The 18,700-nt window shown below is 72.3% G+C and carries 17 protein-coding genes and 1 pseudogene; 7 read left to right on the forward strand and 11 right to left on the reverse strand.

Going from position 1 to position 18,700, the window contains the following annotated elements:
* Positions 1 to 56: 56 nt before the first annotated feature.
* The 7 genes from ACFTXQ_RS24370 to ACFTXQ_RS24400 all read right to left on the reverse strand — a co-directional run bounded on the left by ACFTXQ_RS24370 (position 57) and on the right by ACFTXQ_RS24400 (position 7,811).
* Complete coding sequence (locus ACFTXQ_RS24370; RefSeq protein ID WP_382644126.1) at positions 57 to 1,805, reverse strand: class I adenylate-forming enzyme family protein; 1,749 nt, start codon at positions 1,803 to 1,805, stop codon at positions 57 to 59.
* A gap of 85 nt (positions 1,806 to 1,890) precedes the next feature.
* Positions 1,891 to 2,994 (reverse strand): 3-dehydroquinate synthase II family protein, encoded by a 1,104-nt coding sequence (locus ACFTXQ_RS24375; RefSeq protein ID WP_382644127.1) that lies wholly within the window; start codon positions 2,992 to 2,994, stop codon positions 1,891 to 1,893.
* Positions 2,991 to 3,821, reverse strand: a complete 831-nt coding sequence (locus tag ACFTXQ_RS24380) for a 2-amino-3,7-dideoxy-D-threo-hept-6-ulosonate synthase (protein WP_382644173.1) — start codon at positions 3,819 to 3,821, stop codon at positions 2,991 to 2,993. Before ACFTXQ_RS24380 ends, ACFTXQ_RS24375 begins: the two co-directional genes overlap by 4 nt.
* A 257-nt stretch (positions 3,822 to 4,078) precedes the next feature.
* Positions 4,079 to 4,747: an O-methyltransferase gene (locus ACFTXQ_RS24385; protein WP_382644129.1), complete on the reverse strand. Its 669-nt coding sequence runs from the start codon at positions 4,745 to 4,747 to the stop codon at positions 4,079 to 4,081.
* 155 nt (positions 4,748 to 4,902) lie between these two features.
* Complete coding sequence (locus ACFTXQ_RS24390; protein ID WP_382644131.1) at positions 4,903 to 5,529, reverse strand: cupin domain-containing protein; 627 nt, start codon at positions 5,527 to 5,529, stop codon at positions 4,903 to 4,905.
* A gap of 45 nt (positions 5,530 to 5,574) precedes the next feature.
* A complete protein-coding gene (locus tag ACFTXQ_RS24395) occupies positions 5,575 to 6,342 on the reverse strand; it encodes an SDR family oxidoreductase (RefSeq protein ID WP_382644133.1) in 768 nt (255 codons plus the stop codon).
* Positions 6,342 to 7,811, reverse strand: coding sequence for an MFS transporter (locus tag ACFTXQ_RS24400; RefSeq protein ID WP_382644135.1), 1,470 nt, complete (start codon positions 7,809 to 7,811; stop codon positions 6,342 to 6,344). The genes ACFTXQ_RS24395 and ACFTXQ_RS24400 overlap by 1 nt, the downstream gene beginning before the upstream one ends.
* A gap of 169 nt (positions 7,812 to 7,980) precedes the next feature.
* On the opposite strand from ACFTXQ_RS24400, the gene ACFTXQ_RS24405 reads away from it, so the two are divergent.
* The 4 genes from ACFTXQ_RS24405 to ACFTXQ_RS24420 all read left to right on the forward strand — a co-directional run bounded on the left by ACFTXQ_RS24405 (position 7,981) and on the right by ACFTXQ_RS24420 (position 11,383).
* The gene (locus tag ACFTXQ_RS24405) at positions 7,981 to 8,568 is read left to right on the forward strand and encodes an RNA polymerase sigma factor (protein WP_382644137.1); all 588 of its coding nucleotides are present in this window, start codon (positions 7,981 to 7,983) and stop codon (positions 8,566 to 8,568) included.
* A complete protein-coding gene (locus tag ACFTXQ_RS24410) occupies positions 8,565 to 9,386 on the forward strand; it encodes an MGMT family protein (RefSeq protein ID WP_382644139.1) in 822 nt (273 codons plus the stop codon). Before ACFTXQ_RS24405 ends, ACFTXQ_RS24410 begins: the two co-directional genes overlap by 4 nt.
* A gap of 38 nt (positions 9,387 to 9,424) precedes the next feature.
* A complete protein-coding gene (locus tag ACFTXQ_RS24415) occupies positions 9,425 to 9,997 on the forward strand; it encodes a methylated-DNA--[protein]-cysteine S-methyltransferase (RefSeq protein ID WP_382644141.1) in 573 nt (190 codons plus the stop codon).
* A gap of 153 nt (positions 9,998 to 10,150) precedes the next feature.
* The gene (locus ACFTXQ_RS24420; RefSeq protein WP_382644143.1) at positions 10,151 to 11,383 is read left to right on the forward strand and encodes a class I adenylate-forming enzyme family protein; all 1,233 of its coding nucleotides are present in this window, start codon (positions 10,151 to 10,153) and stop codon (positions 11,381 to 11,383) included.
* 134 nt (positions 11,384 to 11,517) lie between these two features.
* Here ACFTXQ_RS24420 and ACFTXQ_RS24425 read toward each other — a convergent pair whose 3' ends face one another.
* A complete protein-coding gene (locus ACFTXQ_RS24425) occupies positions 11,518 to 12,339 on the reverse strand; it encodes a BTAD domain-containing putative transcriptional regulator (protein WP_382644145.1) in 822 nt (273 codons plus the stop codon).
* A gap of 300 nt (positions 12,340 to 12,639) precedes the next feature.
* Between ACFTXQ_RS24425 and ACFTXQ_RS24430 the strand changes: the two are divergent.
* From ACFTXQ_RS24430 to ACFTXQ_RS24440, 3 genes and pseudogenes are all read left to right on the forward strand, one after another.
* Positions 12,640 to 13,617: pseudogene (locus ACFTXQ_RS24430) on the forward strand (hydroxyacid dehydrogenase); the annotation flags it as partial.
* A 2-nt stretch (positions 13,618 to 13,619) separates the two neighbouring features.
* On the forward strand, positions 13,620 to 13,973 hold the full coding sequence (locus ACFTXQ_RS24435; protein ID WP_382644146.1) for a chorismate mutase: 354 nt from the start codon (positions 13,620 to 13,622) through the stop codon (positions 13,971 to 13,973).
* Between the two features lie 222 nt (positions 13,974 to 14,195).
* Positions 14,196 to 16,025, forward strand: a complete 1,830-nt coding sequence (locus ACFTXQ_RS24440) for a BTAD domain-containing putative transcriptional regulator (RefSeq protein WP_382644148.1) — start codon at positions 14,196 to 14,198, stop codon at positions 16,023 to 16,025.
* Between the two features lie 106 nt (positions 16,026 to 16,131).
* On the opposite strand, the gene ACFTXQ_RS24445 is transcribed toward ACFTXQ_RS24440, so the two are convergent.
* Genes ACFTXQ_RS24445 through ACFTXQ_RS24455 form a run of 3 tightly spaced genes read right to left on the reverse strand, consistent with a single transcriptional unit; the run spans position 16,132 to position 18,678 of the window.
* On the reverse strand, positions 16,132 to 16,899 hold the full coding sequence (locus ACFTXQ_RS24445; protein WP_382644150.1) for a thioesterase II family protein: 768 nt from the start codon (positions 16,897 to 16,899) through the stop codon (positions 16,132 to 16,134).
* 11 nt (positions 16,900 to 16,910) lie between these two features.
* Complete coding sequence (locus ACFTXQ_RS24450) at positions 16,911 to 17,702, reverse strand: 4'-phosphopantetheinyl transferase family protein (RefSeq protein ID WP_382644152.1); 792 nt, start codon at positions 17,700 to 17,702, stop codon at positions 16,911 to 16,913.
* Positions 17,703 to 17,739: 37 nt separating this feature from the next.
* Positions 17,740 to 18,678: a TauD/TfdA family dioxygenase gene (locus ACFTXQ_RS24455; protein WP_382644154.1), complete on the reverse strand. Its 939-nt coding sequence runs from the start codon at positions 18,676 to 18,678 to the stop codon at positions 17,740 to 17,742.
* Positions 18,679 to 18,700: the final 22 nt, after the last annotated feature.

Genomic DNA, 18,700 nt, shown 5'->3' on the forward strand with positions numbered 1-18,700 from the left:
TGCCCGGGGGTTCGTGCCCGGGGGTTCGTGGGGCCGGGCCGTGGGAGCCGGTGCGGCTACTCGGAGTGCGCGGCCGCGAGCGGCGGTCGCAGCGCCGGCTCGTGGTCGTGTGCCGTGTCCGGCCCGGCCGGGTGGTGCAGGACCTCGCCGTGCCGTTCGCGCAGGGTGCGCTTGAGGACCTTGCCGGTCGGCCCGACGGGCAGCGCGGCGCGGTCCGGCGCGACGACGAGCGCGGCGAGCGGGGCGAGCCCCTTGCGGGCCAGTGCCACGTTGCACTGGTCGAGCAGGCAGCGCGGCGAGCGGGCCACGTCGTCGCGGAACAGGACGACGGCGGCGGGCAGTGCGGAGCCGGGGTGGTCGGGGTCCTCGACGGCCACGACGGCAGCGTCGAGGGCCTGCGTCGTCAGCAGGACCGATTCCTCCAGCGGGAGGCTGTGGACGGGTCCGGCGGCGGTGGCGATCACGTCCGGGGTGCGGTCCAGGTGGTACCAGTTGCCCTGGGCGTCGCGCCGGACCACGTCGCCGGTCAGGAAGTAGCCGTCGACCAGGGATTCCCGCCCCAGGGTCGGGTCGTCCCAGTAGCCCGGCGTGACGCTGGGGGTGCGGACGCCGAGGAGGCCGGGCTCGCCGTCGGGCACCGGGTTGCCCTGTTCGTCGAGGACGGCCGCGTCGAGCACGGCCTTGACGGGGCGTCCGATGAGCCGGCCGTACTCGGTGGTCTGCGGGGTGTAGACGGTGCGGAAGAGGACCATGCCCATCTCGGAGGAGCCCAGCCCGTCGACGTACCGCGAGCCGGACAGCCGGCGGCGGCCTTCGCGGCGGATGCCGAGCGAGGTCAGGGGGCGGATGTGCCGCTCGTGCGAGGCGTCGCCCATGCCGTTCCAGGTGTGGATGGACTGGGCGGCGTACGGGGTCACCTGCGCGACGTCGATCTCGGCGAGGGTCAGCGGGAAGCCCAGGACGAAGGTGGGCCGGAAGCGGTTGATCGCGCGGGCCGCCCCGGGCCCGTCCGCCCCGTCGAGGACGAGGGTGGGGATGCCCAGCAGGAGGGCCATGGTGAGGTAGCTGATGCCCGCCGAGTGGCTGTGCGGCAGGGCGGTGAGCATCCGGTCGGAGCGCAGCGAGGGGAAGGTCCACAGGCGTTCGCGCTTGCCGTCGAAGAAGGAACTGTGCGTGAAGACGGGGGCCTTGGGCCGGCCGGTGGTCCCCGAGGAGTGCGAGATCATCACCAGGTCGTCGCCCCGGTGCGCGTACGGGAATCCGGGCATCGCGGCCGAGGGGCGCGGCGCGGTCTCGTCGAGGCGGCGGATGTCCTCGGTCAGGATCTTCTTGTGCGCGGCGGGGCCGGACTTGTCCCAGATGCCGGTGACGCCGGCCAGCAGGTCGGCGTCGCCGACGAGGACCGTCGTGCGGGTGCGCCGGAAGTACTCGGCGGCCGTCTGCGTGGCCATGTTGGGATTGCAGTGCACGGCGACCGCGCCGAGGCTGGTGATGGCGATGTGGTGCAGCAGGCCGTACATGCCGTTGCGGGTGTGGACGCCGACGTGCGTGTGCGGCAGCACTCCGTGGGTGCGGTACCAGTGGGCGTAGCGGATCACGATGACCCGCATGTCGTTGAGGGAGTACCCGGGCAGTTCGCCCTCGTCCCAGGTGTCGGAGGTGACGTCGGGGTGGAAGAGCAGCGGCCGGTCGCGGTCGGCGGCGACCTCCCAGGCGTGCCAGAAGAAGTTGCCGGCGCCCAGCCGTCGGTCGAGGGTCAGACGCAGGCGCTGTACGGCGGACCGCTGGGTCCCGAAGATGTTCATGGGCGTGCCTTTCTCATCCATCGGCGTGCCGGCGTGCCGGCGGACGCGGCGGGAGCGGGCGCCGGGGCCCGCTCCCGCGGGCGGCTCACTTCTCCAGGCAGAACTCGTTGATCGGGTAGCCCACGTGCCGGTCCTCGACGGGCAGGTAGCCGAGCACCTTGTCGCCGGGCTTGAGCTCGGTGCTGTTGAGCACCTTGCCGCCGGGGCCCAGGACCCGTACGTGCCAGTCGTCCTGGAGGATCAGGTTGGCGGTGCGGCCGCCGGGGCCCACGGCGTCGATGGAGATGAGCGGGCGGCTCTCGATCTTGACGCGGCCGACGGTGACCAGGCGGGTCCGGCCGTGGATGTCCACGGCGGTGATCTTGATGCCGGCCTTCAGCTCGCTCAGGTAGTTGGTCCGCTCGTTCTGTCCGAGCGTGTACGAGTGGATGGCGCCGGCGTTGACCCGGAAGGGGCGGGTGGGCATGTAGGGCAGGGGGTGCGTCTCGCTGACGCAGAGGATCATGCCCTTGGAGGTCGAGCCGACCAGGATGCCCTCGTCCTCGCGGAAGTACGTGGCGGTGTCCACGCACGCCCGGTCGCCCATGCCGACGTGGGCGGTGGCGGTGACCTCGAGCTCGACGAGCTCCACGTCCGCAACGCCCGCCTCGGCGGCCCGCCGCAGGGCGGTGGCGTCGCCGACGGCCGCGGGCGCCATCAGCACGCCGTCCGAGCCGAGTTCCAGGACGCCGAAGATGATCTCGGCCTCCTCCACGTCCTGGGCGAGGGTGACCAGGCTGCCCCCGGCCTTGGCTCCGGCGGCGATCACGATCTCCAGGGGGATCTTGGTGGGGTCGCGGAACCAGAGCAGGCTCCAGCGGTCGGTGCGCGCCGACTGGCAGGCGTCCTCCAGGGTGTCCGCGTCGATGATCTCGACGTACCGGCCGAACTCCACCTCGGGGTGGCGCAGGGCCAGTTCGGCGGGGTCGCCGTGCTTGGCCGCCTCGACGATGACGACGTCGGCGGCGCCGAAGTCCTCGGGGAGGGTCTGGCCCTGCGGGAAGAGGACCTTGCGGACGGTGGGCGGCAGGCCGGCCAGGTCGGCGGGGTCGTCGGTGAGGATGCCGTCCACGCGAGCGTGGACCGCCTCCTCGACGACCGCGGCCTTCGCCGATCCGACCGATCGGATGTCGATCCAGCTGAGCTTCACAGGGCACCTGCCATTCGCGGGGAAGGGGTGGAAACGAGGGAATCGGGGCCGACGGGGCCGACGGGGCCGGCCGGGCCGTGCAGGATCCCGGCGAGTTCGCGGACGGTCGCGCGGGGGTCGGGAGAGCCGAACACCCGGCGTCCCACGGCCAGTCCGCGGCATCCGACGGAGAGGGCCGAGGCGGCGAAGTCGGCGAGGCTCGCGGTGTCGTCGCCGCCGCCCGCCACGATGATCGGGATCGGGGAGCTGGCGACGACCTCGGCCATGCGATCGGCCGGCGAGGCGAGGACGGTCTTGACGATGTCCACGCCGAGGTCGGCGGCGATGTTGACGACGTGGGAGAGGAGGACGGGGTCGTAGGGGTCGGCGACCCGGGGGCCGCGCGGGTAGATCATGGCGAGCAGCGGCATGCCCCAGCGGTCGCAGGCCGCGGCGACCGCGCCGAGGTCCGTGAGCTGTTCGGCCTCGGTGTCCGAGCCGATGTTGACGTGCACGCTCACCGCGTCCGCGCCGAGCCGGATGGCGTCCTCCACGTCCCCGACCAGAACCTTCGCGTTGACGTCCGGGCCGTGGGGGGTGCTGGCGCTCAGGTGGACCAGCAGCGAGCAGTCCGCGAGGGCTTCGGGGTCGATCACCCGTGCCCGGCCCTTGTGGACGACGATGCCGTCGGCGCCGCCGTCGACCACGTTCCGGATCAGGGTGTCGAAGGCGCCGGCGGTGGTGATCGGGCCGTCGGAGACCGAGTGGTCCAGCGGCACGAAGAGGTAGCGGCCGTCTCCGTGGCCGGACAGCCGGGCCAGGCGCAGTGATTTTCCGGAGGAGGACATTCTCGTCATGGGGCACTCCCTTGTGCGGATTCCTACGACGGGGCGGGCGGGTGGGTCGGCCGTGCGGGCCGGCTGCTGGGGCTCCGCGCCTCAAACGCCGGCGGGGCTGCATTGGCCCGCCTGAGTGCACGGGTGCGGCTTCAAGACCGGGGCTCCGCCCCGGACCCCGCGCCTCAAACGCCGGCGGGGCTGGATTCGGCCCGCCTGAGTGCGCTGGTGCGGGCACAGGATCGGGGCTCCGCCCCCGACCCCGCGCCTCAAACGCCGGCGGGGCTGGATTCGGTCTTCTTGCGGATGAGGGTCACGCCGTCGCCGATCGAGAGGATGACCGCCTCCACGCGGGGGTCCGCGGCGACGTGGGCGTTGAACTCGCGCATCGGGGCGCCCTCGCCCTCGGGGTCGTCGACCACCGTCGAGAACCACAGCACGTTGTCCACGAGGATCGCGCCGCCGGGACGCATGCGCGGGACGAGCTCCTCGTAGTACGCGAGGTAGCCCTGCTTGTCCGCGTCGATGAACGCCAGGTCCCAGTCGGCGTCCGCCGGCAGGGAGCGCAGCGTGTCCAGGGCCGGGCCGAGGCGCAGCTCGATGCGGTCCGCGACGCCCGCCTCCTTCCAGGCCTCCTGCGCGATGGCCGTCCACTCCTCGTTCACGTCACAGGTGAGGAGGTGGCCGTCCTCGGGCAGGCCCTTGGCGATGCTGAGCGCCGAATAGCCGGTGAACGTGCCGATTTCAACGGCCTTGCGGGCGGACATCAGCCGGGTGAGCAGCGTGAAGAACGTGCCCTGCGGAGTTCCGATCTGCATCCGGGCGCGTTCCCCGACGGCAGCCGTTCTGTTCATCAGGCTGCGTTGTGCCCCGTCAACCGGAAGGCTGTTTTCGACGATGTATTCGTACAGCGCCTCGGATACCAGTTTTGGCCTCATGCAGACGAGCGTCGCAGCGTCCGCACCAGAACCGTCACAGAAATTCTACAGAGAATTGGAATCATACCTTCCGCGCGTAAGGTGCAAGAAAAGGAGGGGTCGGCAAAATCCGCCCCCTCCTTTTCACCTGCCCTTGTGCGCGGCCCCGCCGGACCTCAGTAGTGCCAGGCGGCCACCTCGTCGGGCAGCGGCTCCAGTTCCGCGATCTCGCTCGGTTTGCGGTCCATGTACTCCGGATTGCAGCCCTGGTAGCCGAGCAGCCGGGCCACCGGGGCGAGCGCCCCGAACAGCAGCCGCTGCACCGGCCAGGCCGGCGAGGTGAAGCGCAGGACGTCCTCGAACTCCAGGGTGGTGACGGCCTGCTGGAGCAGGTGCGGCATGCCCTCCGGGGAGGTCTTGCCGTCCTGGGCGAGGCCGAAGAGCTGGCGCAGCACGAGCTGTTCGAAGCGGTCGGCTCCGCCCTTCAGCTCGCATATGTGACGGGACTCGTCCCCGCCGGCGTTCCACCAGCGGTGCTTGACGCCGGGCGGGATCAGGATGCTCTGCCCGGCCCGGTCCAGCACCACCTCGCGCCCGTCGATGGAGAAGGCGATCCGCCCGCGGACCAGCGTGAACCGCTCCTCACTGAGGGGATGGACGTGGGATCCGGAGACGGCTCCGCCCGGTTGCACATACACGTCCATCACGGTCCGTTCGCCGCCGGTCTCCGCGGCTGGCGTTCTGATCACGACGCGCTCCCGGCACCGCGGGTTCTCGTAGACCTCTCCCTGGCTGACGGCCATGCGGATCCTCCCCTTCATCGCGACGAGCGGGTCGCCTTCGGCAGTTCAGAGTCGTGCACCGCCACTCACGTCGATGACCTGGCCGGTGATCCAGCGCGCCTCGTCGGACGCCAGGAAGACGACGACGTCGGCCACGTCGTCCGGCTGCCCCACCCTGCCCAGGGCGGCCTGTTCGGAGACGAGCCGCCCGGCTTCGGGGTTGTCGCGCAGCCAGCCCGCGTTGACGTCCGTGTCGAGCGTTCCCGGCGATACCGCGTTCACCGTGATGCCGCGGCCGCCGAGTTCCTGTGCGACGGTGAGCGTGAGCGTGTCCATCGCGCCCTTGGTCAGGCCGTAGGCCACGACCTGAGGAAATGCCATGCGCGTGACGGCTGACGACACATTAATGACGCGGGCCCCGTCGCGCAATCGGGTCAGGCCCTGCTGGATGAGGAAGAACGGGGTTCTGATGTTGACCGTGAACATCCGGTCGTAGTCTTCCGGTGTCGTATCGGCGAGGGTGGCCTGGACCGAAGTCGCGGCGTTATTCACCAGGATGTCGACTCCCGGATCGGCCCGGAATTCGGCGATTCCCTCGTCGAATGCGGCCCACAGCCGGTCGGCGGCGTCGGGCTCGGAGAATTCGGCCCGGACGGCGAAGGCCGCCCCGCCCGCGGCGAGGATCCCGCCGACCACTTCCTCCGCGGCGGCGGCGGCCGACGCGTAGTGGACCGCGACCACGGCCCCCTCCGCCGCCAGCCGCTCGGCGGTCGCCCGCCCCACTCCCCTGCTGGCGCCGGTGACCAGCGCCGCCTTCCCGTCCAGCCGCTTCATCACGCACCGCCCTTGCTGTCGGCGCCGGCGCGGCCGCGGCCCAGGAACAGCCACACGATCAGCGCGGAGGCCAGCAGGAACAGGGCGTTGACGAGCACGCCCGCGTGCAGGCCGCCCAGTACGGCGTCGGTCGCCGATTCGGTCTTCTCCAGTGCGGAGGACCTCGCCGCGATCACGGCGCTCACCACCGGGATGCCCAGGGTGATCGCGATCTGCATGCTCATCGTGGTCAGACCGGTCGCGAGCCCCTGCTCCTCGTCCGGCAGCCCCGAGGTGGCGGTCACCATGTACGAGACCAGGCTGTAGGCGTGGCCGAAGAAGCCGACGGCCAGCGCGACGAGGACCAGGACGACGCCCGAGTTCCCGTCGTTCAGCCACAGCAGGACCGCGTACCCGACGGACTGGACCACGAGCGACAGGGCCAGTACGGCGGGCGCCCCGATCCGGGCCAGCAGCTTCGGCGCGATCGTGCCGCCGATGATGGTCAGGACGCCGGGCAGGCCGATCACCACACCGGTGGTGAAGGCGGAGAAGCCCAGCACCTTCTGCATGTACAGCGTGGTGGTGAAGGAGATCGCGGTCGCCATGGCGATCGAGGCGAAGCCGCCGAAGTTGCCCCACCGGACGGTGCGCCGCTTCAGCACCCGCACGGGGGCGAGCGGGTTGGGGCTCTTCAGCTCGATGAACCAGAACGCCACCAGCAGCACGACGGCCGCCGCCAGCCACAGGTACACGCCCGGCTCGCCCCAGCCCTGGTGACCGGCGGTGGTGATGCCGAAGACCAGCGCGAGCAGACCGGCGGAGACGGTGACGGCGCCGGGCACGTCGAGCTTGGTGTGCCCGCCCGACCGGTTCTCGGGGATGACGGCCAGGGTGCCGACCAGCACCAGCAGGGCCACCGGGACGTTGATCAGGAAGGACCAGCGCCAGCTGAACAGTTCGGTCAGCGCGCCGCCCAGCAGGGCGCCGGCGCTGAACCCGCCGCCGAGCAGGGCGCCGTTGAGCCCCAGCGCCCGCTGCCTGAGCGGCCCCTCGGGGAACGTCGTGGTCAGCAGGGAGAGCGCGGACGGCACCGAGATGGCCGTCGCCACGCCCTGCGCGACGCGCGCGGCCACGAGCATCGTGGAGGACTGCGCCAGCCCGCCGACGAGCGAGGCCGCGGCCAGCAGCACGATACCCAGCAGGAACATCCTGCGCCGCCCGAACAGGTCGCCGATGCGGCCGAACAGCAGGGTGAAGCCCGCCGCGGGCAGGGCGAAGCCCGTGGTGATCCACTGAAGACTGTCCAGGGAGAAGCCCAGCGAGTCGCCGATCACCGGCAGGGAGACGGTCAAAATGGAGAAATCGGCGGCGAGCATGAACTGGGCGCCGAGCAGAACGGCCAGGGCCAGTTTCTGCTGACCTGTCATGCGCTGCTGCGCGGCTGCGGGCGCGGCCCGCGTGCCGGTCATCTCCTCCAGGTCGGACATTGCTTCCCCTTCACCTCGTAAGCCGGTTTCCCGGCGTGCGGAAGGTGGAACACCGGTTGCCGCGAACGGGTTGCACGACGGCCGCGGCCCCTCCGGTACGTCGCCTCCCGTACGGCCCCTGCGGCCGGCGTCTGCAACCCCCCGGCAGGCCGTGGTGTTCTGTTGGGTGATGGACGACATGGCCGAGCAGGTGAGCGAACGCCTGGCAGCGGACCTCGACGACGGCTTCACGGAGCTGGTGCGGGTCCACGCCACGGCGGTCCGTGGGTTCCTGCTCCGGGTCACCGGATCCGCCGCCGAGGCGGACGACCTGGGGCAGGACACCTTCCTGCGCGCCTATACGGCGTTGCAGGGCTACTCGCCCCAGCGCAGGCGCGAGCTGCGCCCGCGGGCCTGGCTGATGACCATCGCGGCGAACGTCTGGCGCAACCACGTCCGTACCGGCGTGCGCCGCCCGGTGTCCGCCACCACCGTCGAGGACGTGTGCCAGGCCTGGCCCGACACGAGTCCCGGCCCGGAGGAACGGGCCGCGACGGCCGAGGACCGGCGCCGGCTGGTGTCGGCGCTGACGGAGTTACCGGAGAACCCCCGGGTCGCCGTCGTGCTCCGGCACGTCGTCGGTCTGAGTTACGTGGAGATAGCCGAGGCGCAGGGATGCCCGGTCGGAACGGTCAAAGCGCAGGTCTCGCGGGGTATCGGTAGCCTTCGTCAGCTGATGGAGGCCAAGGACCCGCCGACGAGGGAGGTGTTGAAGTGAGTACGGACGACGAGGGCACCGCCCCCGCCTCCCCGCAGCCCGATCTGGAGAGCGCGCTGGCCGGTCTCACCACCCCCGCCCCGGTGGACTTCGGGCTGCGGGTGCTGCAGCACGTGGGCATCTCCCGGAACCGCTACGACCGGTACGTGCACCTGCCGACGGACGCCGGCGGCCTCTACGTGGCCTTCAGCCCCCTCGCCGTCACCGGCGCGACGCTGGAGGCGATGGTCGTCAGCGCCGAGATGTTCGAGGAGGTCCACTGGTCCCGCACCCGGCGCACCGCGATCCGCGCCACCACCCCCTTCCCGGGCCTGCGCCCCGCGCTGCGCACCGGCCGGGCGAAAACCCTGCCGATCGACCTGGGCGCCCTGGACGGGCTGCAGCGCGCCGTGCTGGAGGCCGTACGGACCGTTCCGCGCGGCCAGCTGCGGCCCGTCGGCTGGATCGCCCGGGAGGCCGGGGTCCCGTCCGCCGCGGAGGCCGCCGTGGTCGCCGCCCTCGCCGCCAACCCGGTGACCCTGCTGGTGCCCTGCCACCGGGTCACCTACGAGGACGGCTCGCCCTGCGACGCCGCGTACCTGCCCGGCACGGGCCGGGCGCTGCGCGCCGCCGAGGGCATCGACATGGAACGGGTGGCCGCGCTGGCGGGACGGGGCATGGTCCTGCTGGGCAGCGACACCACCAACATCTACTGCCATCCGACCTGCGCCCACGCCCGCCGCATCACCCCGCCCCACCAGCGGCCGTTCCGCAACGCCTCCGAGGCCCGGCGGGCGGGCTACCGCGCCTGCCGCAGCTGCCGGCCCCTGACCGTCTGACCCCGCACGTGCCCTGCACCACCGGAAGGACCACTGCCATGCCCACCGCCGACTCGCCCCGTACGGACGGCGCCGCCTTCGCCGAGCATCCGACACCGCTCGGCACGCTGACCCTGGCGGCGACCGGCGGCGCGCTCGTGTACTGCGCCTTCGGCGCGCCCGGGGAGGTCCGCCGGCGCCTGGCCGCGCTCCCGGCGGGGCCTGCCTCCGCGGCGGGGCCGGGCGGCGGGACGGGCCGGTCCGACGAGGCCGTCCTCGACGAGGCGCGCGCCCAGCTCGACGCGTACCTCGGCGGCCGGCTGCGCGGGTTCTCGCTGCCGCTGGACCTGCGCCTGGCCACGCCCTTCTCCCGCGAGACGGTCTCGGCGCTGCCCGGCTTCGTCCCGTACGGCACGACCGGCACCTACGGCGCCCTCGCCGAGCACCTCGGGCGGCCCCGGGCGGCCAGGGCGGTGGGGACGGCGCTCGGCGCCAACCCGCTGTGCGTGGTGCTCCCCTGCCACCGGATCGTCGGTGTCTCCGGCCGGTTCACCGGGTACGCGGGCGGCGCCGCCGCCAAGGAGTACCTCCTGGGCCTGGAGGCCGGCCGGCCCGCGGCGCCGGCGGCCTGACGGCCTGACGGCCACCCCTGAACGGGGGGCCGGCGGCCAATTCCCCCGCGCCGCCGGCCCCTCCAATTCCCCGCCTGTGCAACCCGCTGCCCCGCTCCGGTGTTCGGTTCTGTGTGACACGGTCCTGACACGAGTGGGGAGTGAGCATTGCGCATGCGCGACTTACCCGAGGGCACGCCCGGCTGGTGGGGGGAGGAGCTGCTCGCGCGGCACCCCGCGGACGGTGTCTGGGCGCGGGCCGGCCGGGAGGTGACCTACGGGGAGCTGCGCGCCCAGGCGGGCCGCCTCGAAGGGCTGTTCCGGGCGCACGGGATCCGGCCCGGCACGACCGTCGCCCTCCAGGGCACCCCCAGCTTCTCCCAGCTGTGGTCGGTGTTCGCGCTGTGGTCGATCGGCGCCCAGGTCATGCTGATGGGGCAGGAGATCCGCGGCCGCGAGCTCGGCCGGCTCCTCGACCGCTGCCGGCCCCAGTTCCACGTCTCCTTCGACGCGGCCGGGCACCCCCTGCTCGCCTTCCACGACGAGTGCGAGATCCTCGTGCGCCGGATGCGCGGGGGCGCCCGGGCCGCCACCGACCACTGCCTGGTCCACTTCACCTCCGGCAGCACCGGTTTCGCCAAGGCCGTCGGGCGCACCGCCTCGTCGCTGCTCGCCGAACTCGACGTCTTCCGCCGGGTCGGCGGCATGCCGGAGGCCGGCTCGCGCGTGCTCGTCCTGGGCTCGGTCGCGCACTCCTTCAACCTGGTCGGCGGTCTGCTGCACAACATGGACGTCGGCGCCACCACCGTCTTCCCGACCCGTGCGGGCCGCCCGGCCGCGCTGCGCGCCGCGATCCGCTCGCGCACCGACACCGTCCTGGGCACGACCGGGCACTTCACGGAACTGGCGCTGGCCGCGCGGCCCGTACGGGTGCCGGGGCTGCGGCGCGCGATCTCCGGCGGCGACCGGCTCGACGACCGGGTGCACGCGCGGTTCACCGAGCGCTACGGCGTCCGCATCGGGCAGGCGTACGGGACGACCGAGACCGGCATCGTGGCCGCCGACCCGACGGGCTGGTACGGCCCGGGCACGGTGGGGCTGGTCGTGCCGGGGGCGCGCGTACGGCTGGAGGGCGGCGAGTTGCAGGTGCGGCTGGCTCGTACCCCCTATCTCGGCGAGGAGGAGCCGCCCGCGCGCTTCCTCGCCGACGGGCCGCACGGCGGGCCCGGCTGGCTCAGCACCCGCGACCGGGCGGTGTTCGACCCGGCGGGCGGGGCGCTGCGGATCCTCGGCAGGATCGACCCCTTCGCGGACCGGGGCAGTCTGACCCGCGGGCCGGACCGCGCCCTGCTGCTGGACCGGACCGCCGAGCGGGTCCTGACCCGCGGAGGGCGGCCCCGGGCGTGAGCCGGGCCGTGGGCGGGCCCGGCGCGGCGCGGTTGACTACACCGTTGTCCAAACCGGCCCGGACGGCTGCGCCAGCACCGGCGCAACCGGTGCGCTGCGGACGGTGTTTCTTCTGGCGGGGGTTCCGGGGCCGCCTAGACCGCCGGGATCACCCGGCCCGCCGACGCCGCGTACGGGGCGGCGTCGTCGAGGTCCCAGGCGTTGAGGATCCGGTGCTGGAGCTGCTGCACCGGGGCGCCGGGCTCGATGCCCAGTTCGGAGACCAGGTTCAGCCGCAGCCGGCTGAAGACCTCCAGGGCTCGCGCTCTGGATCCGACGATGTCCAGAACACGCATGTACTGGTAATGCAACCCCTCGTGCAGAGGGTATTCGGAGACCGAGACCGCCAGGTCGGACAGGGCCTCGTGATAGTGGCCCACACGGATTCTGGCCTCCGAGAGGATCTCTATGACGCCCAGCCTGGATTCCTCCAGCTGGAGCCTCTGGGATTCGAGTGCGGGCCCGGTCAGGGTGTCCACGAATGCGGGCCCGCGCCAGGTTGCGAGGGCCCGCGACAGTAAGTCGATCCCCTCGGCCAGATCACCCTCGCGTATGACTCTGCGACCGGCTTCGGCGAGCTCCGTATAACGCCGGTAGTCGAATTGCCCGGCGGCGTCGCTGAAGGTGTAGCCGCCCGGCCGCGTGAGGAGCAGCTCGCCGGCCACCACGCGCACCGGCACCGCTGTGACCTTGGACAACACCTTGCGCGACTGGAGCACGTACGTCTGGATGTTGCGCAGCGCGCTCGCCGGCGGGGCGTCGCCCCACACCTCGCGCACCAGGGAGGAGACGGGGATTATCCCACCTGAATTTGCCAGCAGAAGGGCGAGTACGGTGCGAGGCTTGGGGGCGAGTTCGATGTATCTCGGCGGCTCGTGGTTCGATATGTGAAGAGGACCTAATATTCCGATGTCCATTCAGACTCCAAAATAGGCCGTCGCAAGTCGCCGAATATGAGCCAGGGCCATTTGTGGGGGGAGGTGGATGAATGTGCGGACAAAGTTGCGCATGTGCGACTTGCGGCACGCCAAAACATCCTACATCAGGCCAAGTGCACACTGTCAACCATTGGCCAATAAGCGTCCATGCGTAAAAGAAACACTTATTTTTTCTTCACCGGATGCACCCGGAACATTCGCACGGGGCGGAGCTACAGGACCGCTATAGGTCCGGCGGCGAAGGTGGCGGCGCCACTCGAGACGAGAGAGGGACCGACGATGAGCTCCGCCACGCTTGCCCCCTTCCGTGATCCCGCCGTGCGCCGAGCGACCGTCCTGCTGGCCGAGGAGCTCTCCCCGGCCACGGTCGCGGCCCTCGGGACGGAGGTCGACGTACGCCGGTGCGACGGCACCGACCGGCGCGCGCTGCTGGCCGCGCTCGCCGACGCCGACGCGGTGATCGTCCGCTCCGCCACCACGATGGACGCCGAGGCCGTCGCCGCCGCCCCGCGGCTGAAGGTGATCGCCCGGGCCGGCATCGGCCTGGACAACGTGGACGTGGCCGCGGCCACCGCCGCGGGCGTGCTGGTCGTCAACGCGCCCACCTCCAACATCGTCAGCGCCGCCGAGCACGCCATCGCCCTGCTCCTCGCGGTCGCCCGCAACGTGGCCCCCGCCGACGCCGCGCTGCGCGCGGGCCGTTGGCAGCGGGCCCGGTTCACCGGCGTGGAGCTGTCGGGCAAGGTCCTCGGCATCGTCGGCCTGGGCCGGATCGGGTCGCTGGTGGCCACCCGGATGGCCGCCTTCGGCATGGAGGTGGTCGCGTACGACCCCTACGCGGACCGTGAGTCGGCGGCCCTCGCCGGGGTACGGCTCCTGCCCCTCGACGAGCTGCTCGCGCTCGGCGACTTCATCACCGTGCACCTGCCCAGGACCCCCGAGACCCTCGGCCTGATCGACGCCCGGGCCATCGCGCGGATGAAGCCGCAGGTGCGGCTGGTCAACGCCGCGCGCGGCGGCATCGTCGACGAGCAGGCGCTGTACGAGGCGCTCGTCGAGGGCCGGGTCGCCGGAGCCGGTCTGGACGTCTTCGCCACCGAACCCTGCACCGACTCCCCGCTGTTCGCGCTGGAGAACGTGGTGGCCACCCCGCACCTGGGGGCCGGTACCGCCGAGGCGCAGGAGAAGGCGGGCACTTCGGTGGCCGCCTCGGTCCTGCTGGCCCTGGCGGGCGAACCGGTCCCCGACGCCGTCAACGGATGACGACGGACGACGATCCCCCTCCCCCCGACAAGGAGATGCACATGACCCAGCGGAGGCTGTCCCCCGCCGCGCCGACGGACGCCGAGAGCGTCATCGCCGGCCTGCGGAGCTCCATCGACGTGCTCGACGCGCAGATCCTGGAGCTCCTCGAACGGCGCCAGGGGCTCTCGGAGTCCGTCCAGCACGCCCGGATCTCCTCGGGCGGGCGCCGGACCGAGCTCGGCCGCGAGAACGTGATCATCAAGCGCTACGCCGACCGCCTGGGGCGGCCCGGCGGGACCATGGCCCTGGCGCTGCTGGAGTTCTGCCGGGGCTCGACGGCGGTGCGCTCCGGCGGCGCGGCCGCCTGACCCACGGACCGTCCGCCCGGAGCCCGGGGGTGCGCGAACACCGCGCGCCCCCGGGCTCCGTGCTGTTCAGCCCCACCCGTATCGCATGTGAATTCTATATTCCTCATCAAGAGCTGGCAGGGTGTTGCCACCGCAATGTCCTGACAGTCGCGGATGCTGCCAAGGGGGTTCTCCTGGGCCAAGACTTGTCCCTGTCGGAAGGAATACCGAACGGGGAAAAGCATGGAACTCCAGATTCTTGGTCCGGTGGAAGCCCGGCGGGACGGGAAACGGGTCGCCCTTTCCGGAACGAAGGTCAATACCGTCCTGGCGACCCTGCTCCTGGCCCGCGGCCGGGTGGTTTCCGACGCACGGCTGAGTTATCTGCTGTGGGGGTGGAATCCGCCCGCCACCATGAACGCGCAGATCTACACGTACGTCTCGCGGCTGCGGATGCAGCTCGGCGACGGCATCAGCATCGTGCGGCAGCAGCCCGGCTACGCCATGTACACCGGGGACGCGACCATCGACTTCGTGGAGTTCGAGCGCCTCGCGCGGCTCGGGCGCGAAGCCCTGGAGCTCGGGCGGCACGAGGAGGCCGACGGCTTCCTGCGCGGGGCCCTGGAGCTGTGGCGGGGGCCCGCCCTGTCGAACGTCACCGAGTTCCTGACCGACGCCGAACTGCCGCAGCTCGAGGAGGCGCGGGCCGCCGCCACCGAGAACCGGATCGAGGCGGACCTGGCCCTCGGCCGGCACCAGCAGATCGTTCCCGAACTGACCGGGCTGGTGTCCCGGTTCCCCGTACGGGAGCGGATGCGGGCCCAGCTGATGACCGCGCTGTACCGGTGCGGGCGGCAGGCCGACGCCCTGACGACCTACCACGACGGGCGCAAGGCGCTGGCCGAGGAGCTGGGGGTCGACCCGGGCGAGGCCCTCTCCGCCACCTACCAGGGCGTGCTGACCGGCGAGCTGGAGGGCGCCGGGGAGGGGGCGCGCGTCTCCGGGCGGGCGGTGGCGGTGCACAGCGCGCCGCCGGCCATGCTGCCGCCCGACATCGCCGACTTCACCGGGCGGGAGGCCGAGCTCGCCGAGCTGCGGCGGCTGCTGCCCGCGGCCGAGGGCGCCCGTTCCTGGCACGCGCGGCGCTTCCTCATCACCGGCATGGCCGGCAGCGGGAAGACGGCGCTCGCCGTGCGGGCCGCCAACGACTGCCTGGAGCAGTTCCCGGACGGGCAGCTGTACGTCAACCTCAGCCACTCCGACGGCTCGCCGAGGGACCCCCGCGAGGTGCTCGTACGGCTGCTGCGGGCGCTCGGCGACTCGCTGTCGGCGGACGTGGGGGAAACCGATCTGGACGAGCTGATCCGGCTCTACCGGACCCGGACCTCCCGCAAGCGGCTGCTGATCCTGCTGGACAACGTGGTCAGCGAGCTGCAGCTCGGGCCGCTGCTGCCGGGGGCGCCGGAGCCGGCCGTGCTGATCACCAGCCGGACCGCGCTGGGCCCGGTGGGCGGGGTGCACACCCTCGTGCTGTCGCCGCTCGGCCCGGAGGAGGGGCTGCGGATGCTGTGCGCCGCCGTGGATCCGGCGCGGATCGCGGCCGAGCCGGCCGCCGCACGGGAGATCGCCCGGTTCTGCGCCGGGCTGCCGCTGGCCGTACGGATCGCCGGCAACCGGCTCGCGGCCCGGCCCCAGTGGTCCCTGGCGCAGCTCGCGAACCGGCTGGCCGATCCCGCGGGCCGGCTCGCGGAGCTCCAGGCGCGCGGGCTGTCCGTACCGCAGAGCCTGGCGCTGTCGCTGCGGCAGCTGCGGCCGGAGCGGCGGGAACTGCTGCACCGGCTGCCGGAGATCGCGGGCGGTACGCGGTCGTTCTCGGCCGCGCGGGTCGCGGACGAGCTGGGGCTCGCGGAGGCCGTCGCGGAGCGCGGGCTGGAGGGCCTGGTCGACCACGGGCTGCTCGTCGTGTCGGACGACGGGGAGCCGGGTGTGCCGCCCACCTACGAACTGCACGAGCTGGTCGGGCTGTTCGCCCGGGCGCGGGCGCGGGCGGCCGCGGAGCTGGTCATGGGGTGAGGACGCACCGAACCGCCCTCGCGCCGGCGGTACGGCGGAGGGCGGAGTCGGTGGAGCGGAAGAGATGTCCGGTTGTTCGGATGGTGCGGGAGGAGGGGCCGTGAGATCAGACCGGTTGCGGATGGAGCCGCAGGACGGACGTCACGTGGGCGACCACGTCGGCCCGGTGGGCGGCCAGGTAGAAGTGGTCGCCCGGGAAGACGCGGCGGTCGTAGCGGGCCGTCGTGACCTCCTTCCAGGAGAGCAGTTCATCGGGAGCGCAGCCCGGGTCGTCGTCCCCGCCGAGGGCGCTGACGGGCGCCGACACGGGTACGGGGCGGTCCGGGCTGTGCGTCTCGATGAGCTTGTAGTCGCTGCGCAGCGCGGGCAGCAGCAGGTCGCGCAGTTCCGGTTCGTCGTAGATGCCGGCGTCCAGGTCGCCGAGGGCCCGTACGGACTCGACGAGGTGGTCGTCGGTGCCGAGGTGGGTGACTCCGGCGGGTTCGGCGTGCGGGGCGCCGCGGCCGGAGACGAAGAGGCGGACGGGGACGACGCCGTGGCGGCGTTCGAGGCGCAGGGCGGTCTCGTAGGCGATCGCCGAGCCCATGCTGTGGCCGAAGAAGGCCACCGGAGTGTCGAGGAGGGGGAGCAGGGCGCCGGTGATCCCGGCTGTCATCTCCTCCATGGACTCGATGCGGGGTTCGGCGAGCCGGTCCTGGCGGCCGGGGTACTGGACCGCCACGAGTTCGACGCCGGCGGGCAGCAGGGCGGGCCAGTCGCGGTAGAAGCCCGCCGCGCCGCCCGCGTGCGGGAAGCAGACGAGGCGTAGCCGGGGCCGGTACCCCACGGGTGTGAGCCGGAGCCAGCGGGCTCCGGCGCTGTCGTCGTGTGCCATGGGTCTCCTCCTTACAGGGCGGCTTCGAGGGCGGGCGGGGAGGGGAGGCGGAGGTAGTTGCCGGGGTGGGCGGCGGTGCCGATGAGGATGACCGGGCCGGTGCTGTCCGCCTCGCGGGCGAGGGCCGCGTACCGGTCGGGGCCCAGGGGCAGGTCCTGGACGACCCAGGTGTCGGGGCCGCGGGGTTCGGCGTGGCGGACGACGACGGGCGAGGTCCGCTGGGGCTGTACGTCGACGGTGCTGAGGTCGGCGACGATGCCGACGCCGCTGGCCTTGACGACGGCTTCCTTGCGGGTCCAGCCGCGGAAGAAGGCCTCCGTACGGGCTTCCTCGCCGGGCAGGCCGCTCAGGTAGCGCAGTTCCTCCTCCGACATGACGAAGAGGGAGGTGCCGGTGAAGTCGTCGAGGAGCCTGGGGTCCTCGATGTCGACGCCGATCTGCCGGTCGGCGGCGACGGCGAGGAGCCAGTGCCGGCCGGAGCGGGACAGGTTGAAGTCGAGGCCGGTCGGCGGCCAGACCACCTGGGGGCGGCCGTGGCTGGGGTCGGGGCAGCGCGGGCAGTGCTGGCGTCCGAGCCGGATCTCGCGGGGTTCTGTCTCCAGGTACCGGGCGAGGATGCGGCGCACCTCGGCGTGGATGTTGGCGTAGCGGGTGCCCGCGCGCTGGGAGCGGCGGGCGGCGAGGGCGCGTTCGTCCTCGGAGAGCAGTTCCATGGCGCCGGGTTCTGGCAGGTCGGAGGCTTCGCCCTGCCAGACGTGCACGGCGTCCGTCTCGCGGAGCGTGCGGTAGGAGGCACCGTTCATGGGCCACTTCCTGACGGGTCGGTGGTGGGGTGGGGCATCAGTCCGACATGGCCACGAGGATGCGGCGGTCGCCCGTGAAGGGGCGGCGGCCGTGGGCCAGCAGGACGTTGTCGATGAGCAGCAGGTCGCCCCGGTCCCAGTCGACGTCGACGGCCTCCTGGAGGCCGCGGTCGCGGATCTGGGTGACGTACTCCTCGGGGATGGGGCTGCCGTCGGCGAAGGTGACGTTCTGCGGGAGCTCGTCGGCGGGGAGGATCTGGGCGAGGGCCGCCGCGGTGTCGTCGCCGAGGCCGGCGGGGTGCCACTGGTCGGCCTGGTTGAACCAGACCTCGGTGCCGGTGTCGGGGTGCTTGAGGGTGGCGGGGCGGGTCATGGTGACGTGGATGCCGCCGTCGGCCTTCCACTCCCACTCGGCGCCGGTGCCGTCGAGGAAGACCTCGACGTCCTCGCGGTTGGTGGTCTCGAAGGTGTCCTGCCAGCTCTTGCCGAGGCCGAAGCCGTCGTGCAGGTACTGGACGTAGCGGACGCCGTCGGCGAAGGCCTCGCGGACCTCGTCGTCGAGGGACCGCAGCCAGCGGGCCGCGTCGACGACGGGGGTGGCGCCGCCGCCGCCCGGGCGGACCTGGCAGTAGAAGGCGAGGCGGGTGGGCCAGGCGTGGGCGTAGCTCATCTCGTTGTGCATGGAGATGGTGAACTCGGCCGGGTACTCGGTGGAGGTGTAGACGTTGCCGCCGACCTTGGTGCGCGGGGAGTTGCCGTGGACGTAGGCGAGGCGGTTCGGCAGGAGGAGGCCGAGGACGTCGTCGAGGCGTTCGGGGGAGACGTCGAAGCCGCGGAATACCAGGCCCTTTTCCTGGACGAGGAGTTCGGAAAGCCGCTCCGGGCCGAGTTCCCCGAGCCTTTCGATGAGCTCCTCCGGGCCGCCGATTCCTTCCGGTTCGATTTCCAGCGGTGTCCAGATGTCGGTGTTCGGCATTCTTCACCTCTCTTGATTCGGT

This window comes from Streptomyces sp. NPDC057010 (assembly GCF_042673805.1).
GTDB lineage: Bacteria > Actinomycetota > Actinomycetes > Streptomycetales > Streptomycetaceae > Streptomyces.

Excerpts from the sequence above, each read along its gene's own strand:
- ACFTXQ_RS24370 (WP_382644126.1), bottom strand. The coding sequence starts at position 1,805 with ATGAACATCTTCGGGACCCAGCGGTCCGCCGTACAGCGCCTGCGTCTG.
- ACFTXQ_RS24380 (WP_382644173.1), bottom strand. The coding sequence starts at position 3,821 with ATGTCCTCCTCCGGAAAATCACTGCGCCTGGCCCGGCTGTCCGGCCAC.
- ACFTXQ_RS24385 (WP_382644129.1), bottom strand. The coding sequence starts at position 4,747 with ATGAGGCCAAAACTGGTATCCGAGGCGCTGTACGAATACATCGTCGAA.
- ACFTXQ_RS24390 (WP_382644131.1), bottom strand. The coding sequence starts at position 5,529 with ATGGCCGTCAGCCAGGGAGAGGTCTACGAGAACCCGCGGTGCCGGGAG.
- ACFTXQ_RS24395 (WP_382644133.1), bottom strand. The coding sequence starts at position 6,342 with ATGAAGCGGCTGGACGGGAAGGCGGCGCTGGTCACCGGCGCCAGCAGG.
- ACFTXQ_RS24400 (WP_382644135.1), bottom strand. The coding sequence starts at position 7,811 with ATGTCCGACCTGGAGGAGATGACCGGCACGCGGGCCGCGCCCGCAGCC.
- ACFTXQ_RS24405 (WP_382644137.1), top strand. The coding sequence starts at position 7,981 with ATGGACGACATGGCCGAGCAGGTGAGCGAACGCCTGGCAGCGGACCTC.
- ACFTXQ_RS24415 (WP_382644141.1), top strand. The coding sequence starts at position 9,425 with ATGCCCACCGCCGACTCGCCCCGTACGGACGGCGCCGCCTTCGCCGAG.
- ACFTXQ_RS24420 (WP_382644143.1), top strand. The coding sequence starts at position 10,151 with ATGCGCGACTTACCCGAGGGCACGCCCGGCTGGTGGGGGGAGGAGCTG.
- ACFTXQ_RS24425 (WP_382644145.1), bottom strand. The coding sequence starts at position 12,339 with ATGGACATCGGAATATTAGGTCCTCTTCACATATCGAACCACGAGCCG.
- ACFTXQ_RS24435 (WP_382644146.1), top strand. The coding sequence starts at position 13,620 with ATGACGACGGACGACGATCCCCCTCCCCCCGACAAGGAGATGCACATG.
- ACFTXQ_RS24440 (WP_382644148.1), top strand. The coding sequence starts at position 14,196 with ATGGAACTCCAGATTCTTGGTCCGGTGGAAGCCCGGCGGGACGGGAAA.
- ACFTXQ_RS24445 (WP_382644150.1), bottom strand. The coding sequence starts at position 16,899 with ATGGCACACGACGACAGCGCCGGAGCCCGCTGGCTCCGGCTCACACCC.
- ACFTXQ_RS24450 (WP_382644152.1), bottom strand. The coding sequence starts at position 17,702 with ATGAACGGTGCCTCCTACCGCACGCTCCGCGAGACGGACGCCGTGCAC.
- ACFTXQ_RS24455 (WP_382644154.1), bottom strand. The coding sequence starts at position 18,678 with ATGCCGAACACCGACATCTGGACACCGCTGGAAATCGAACCGGAAGGA.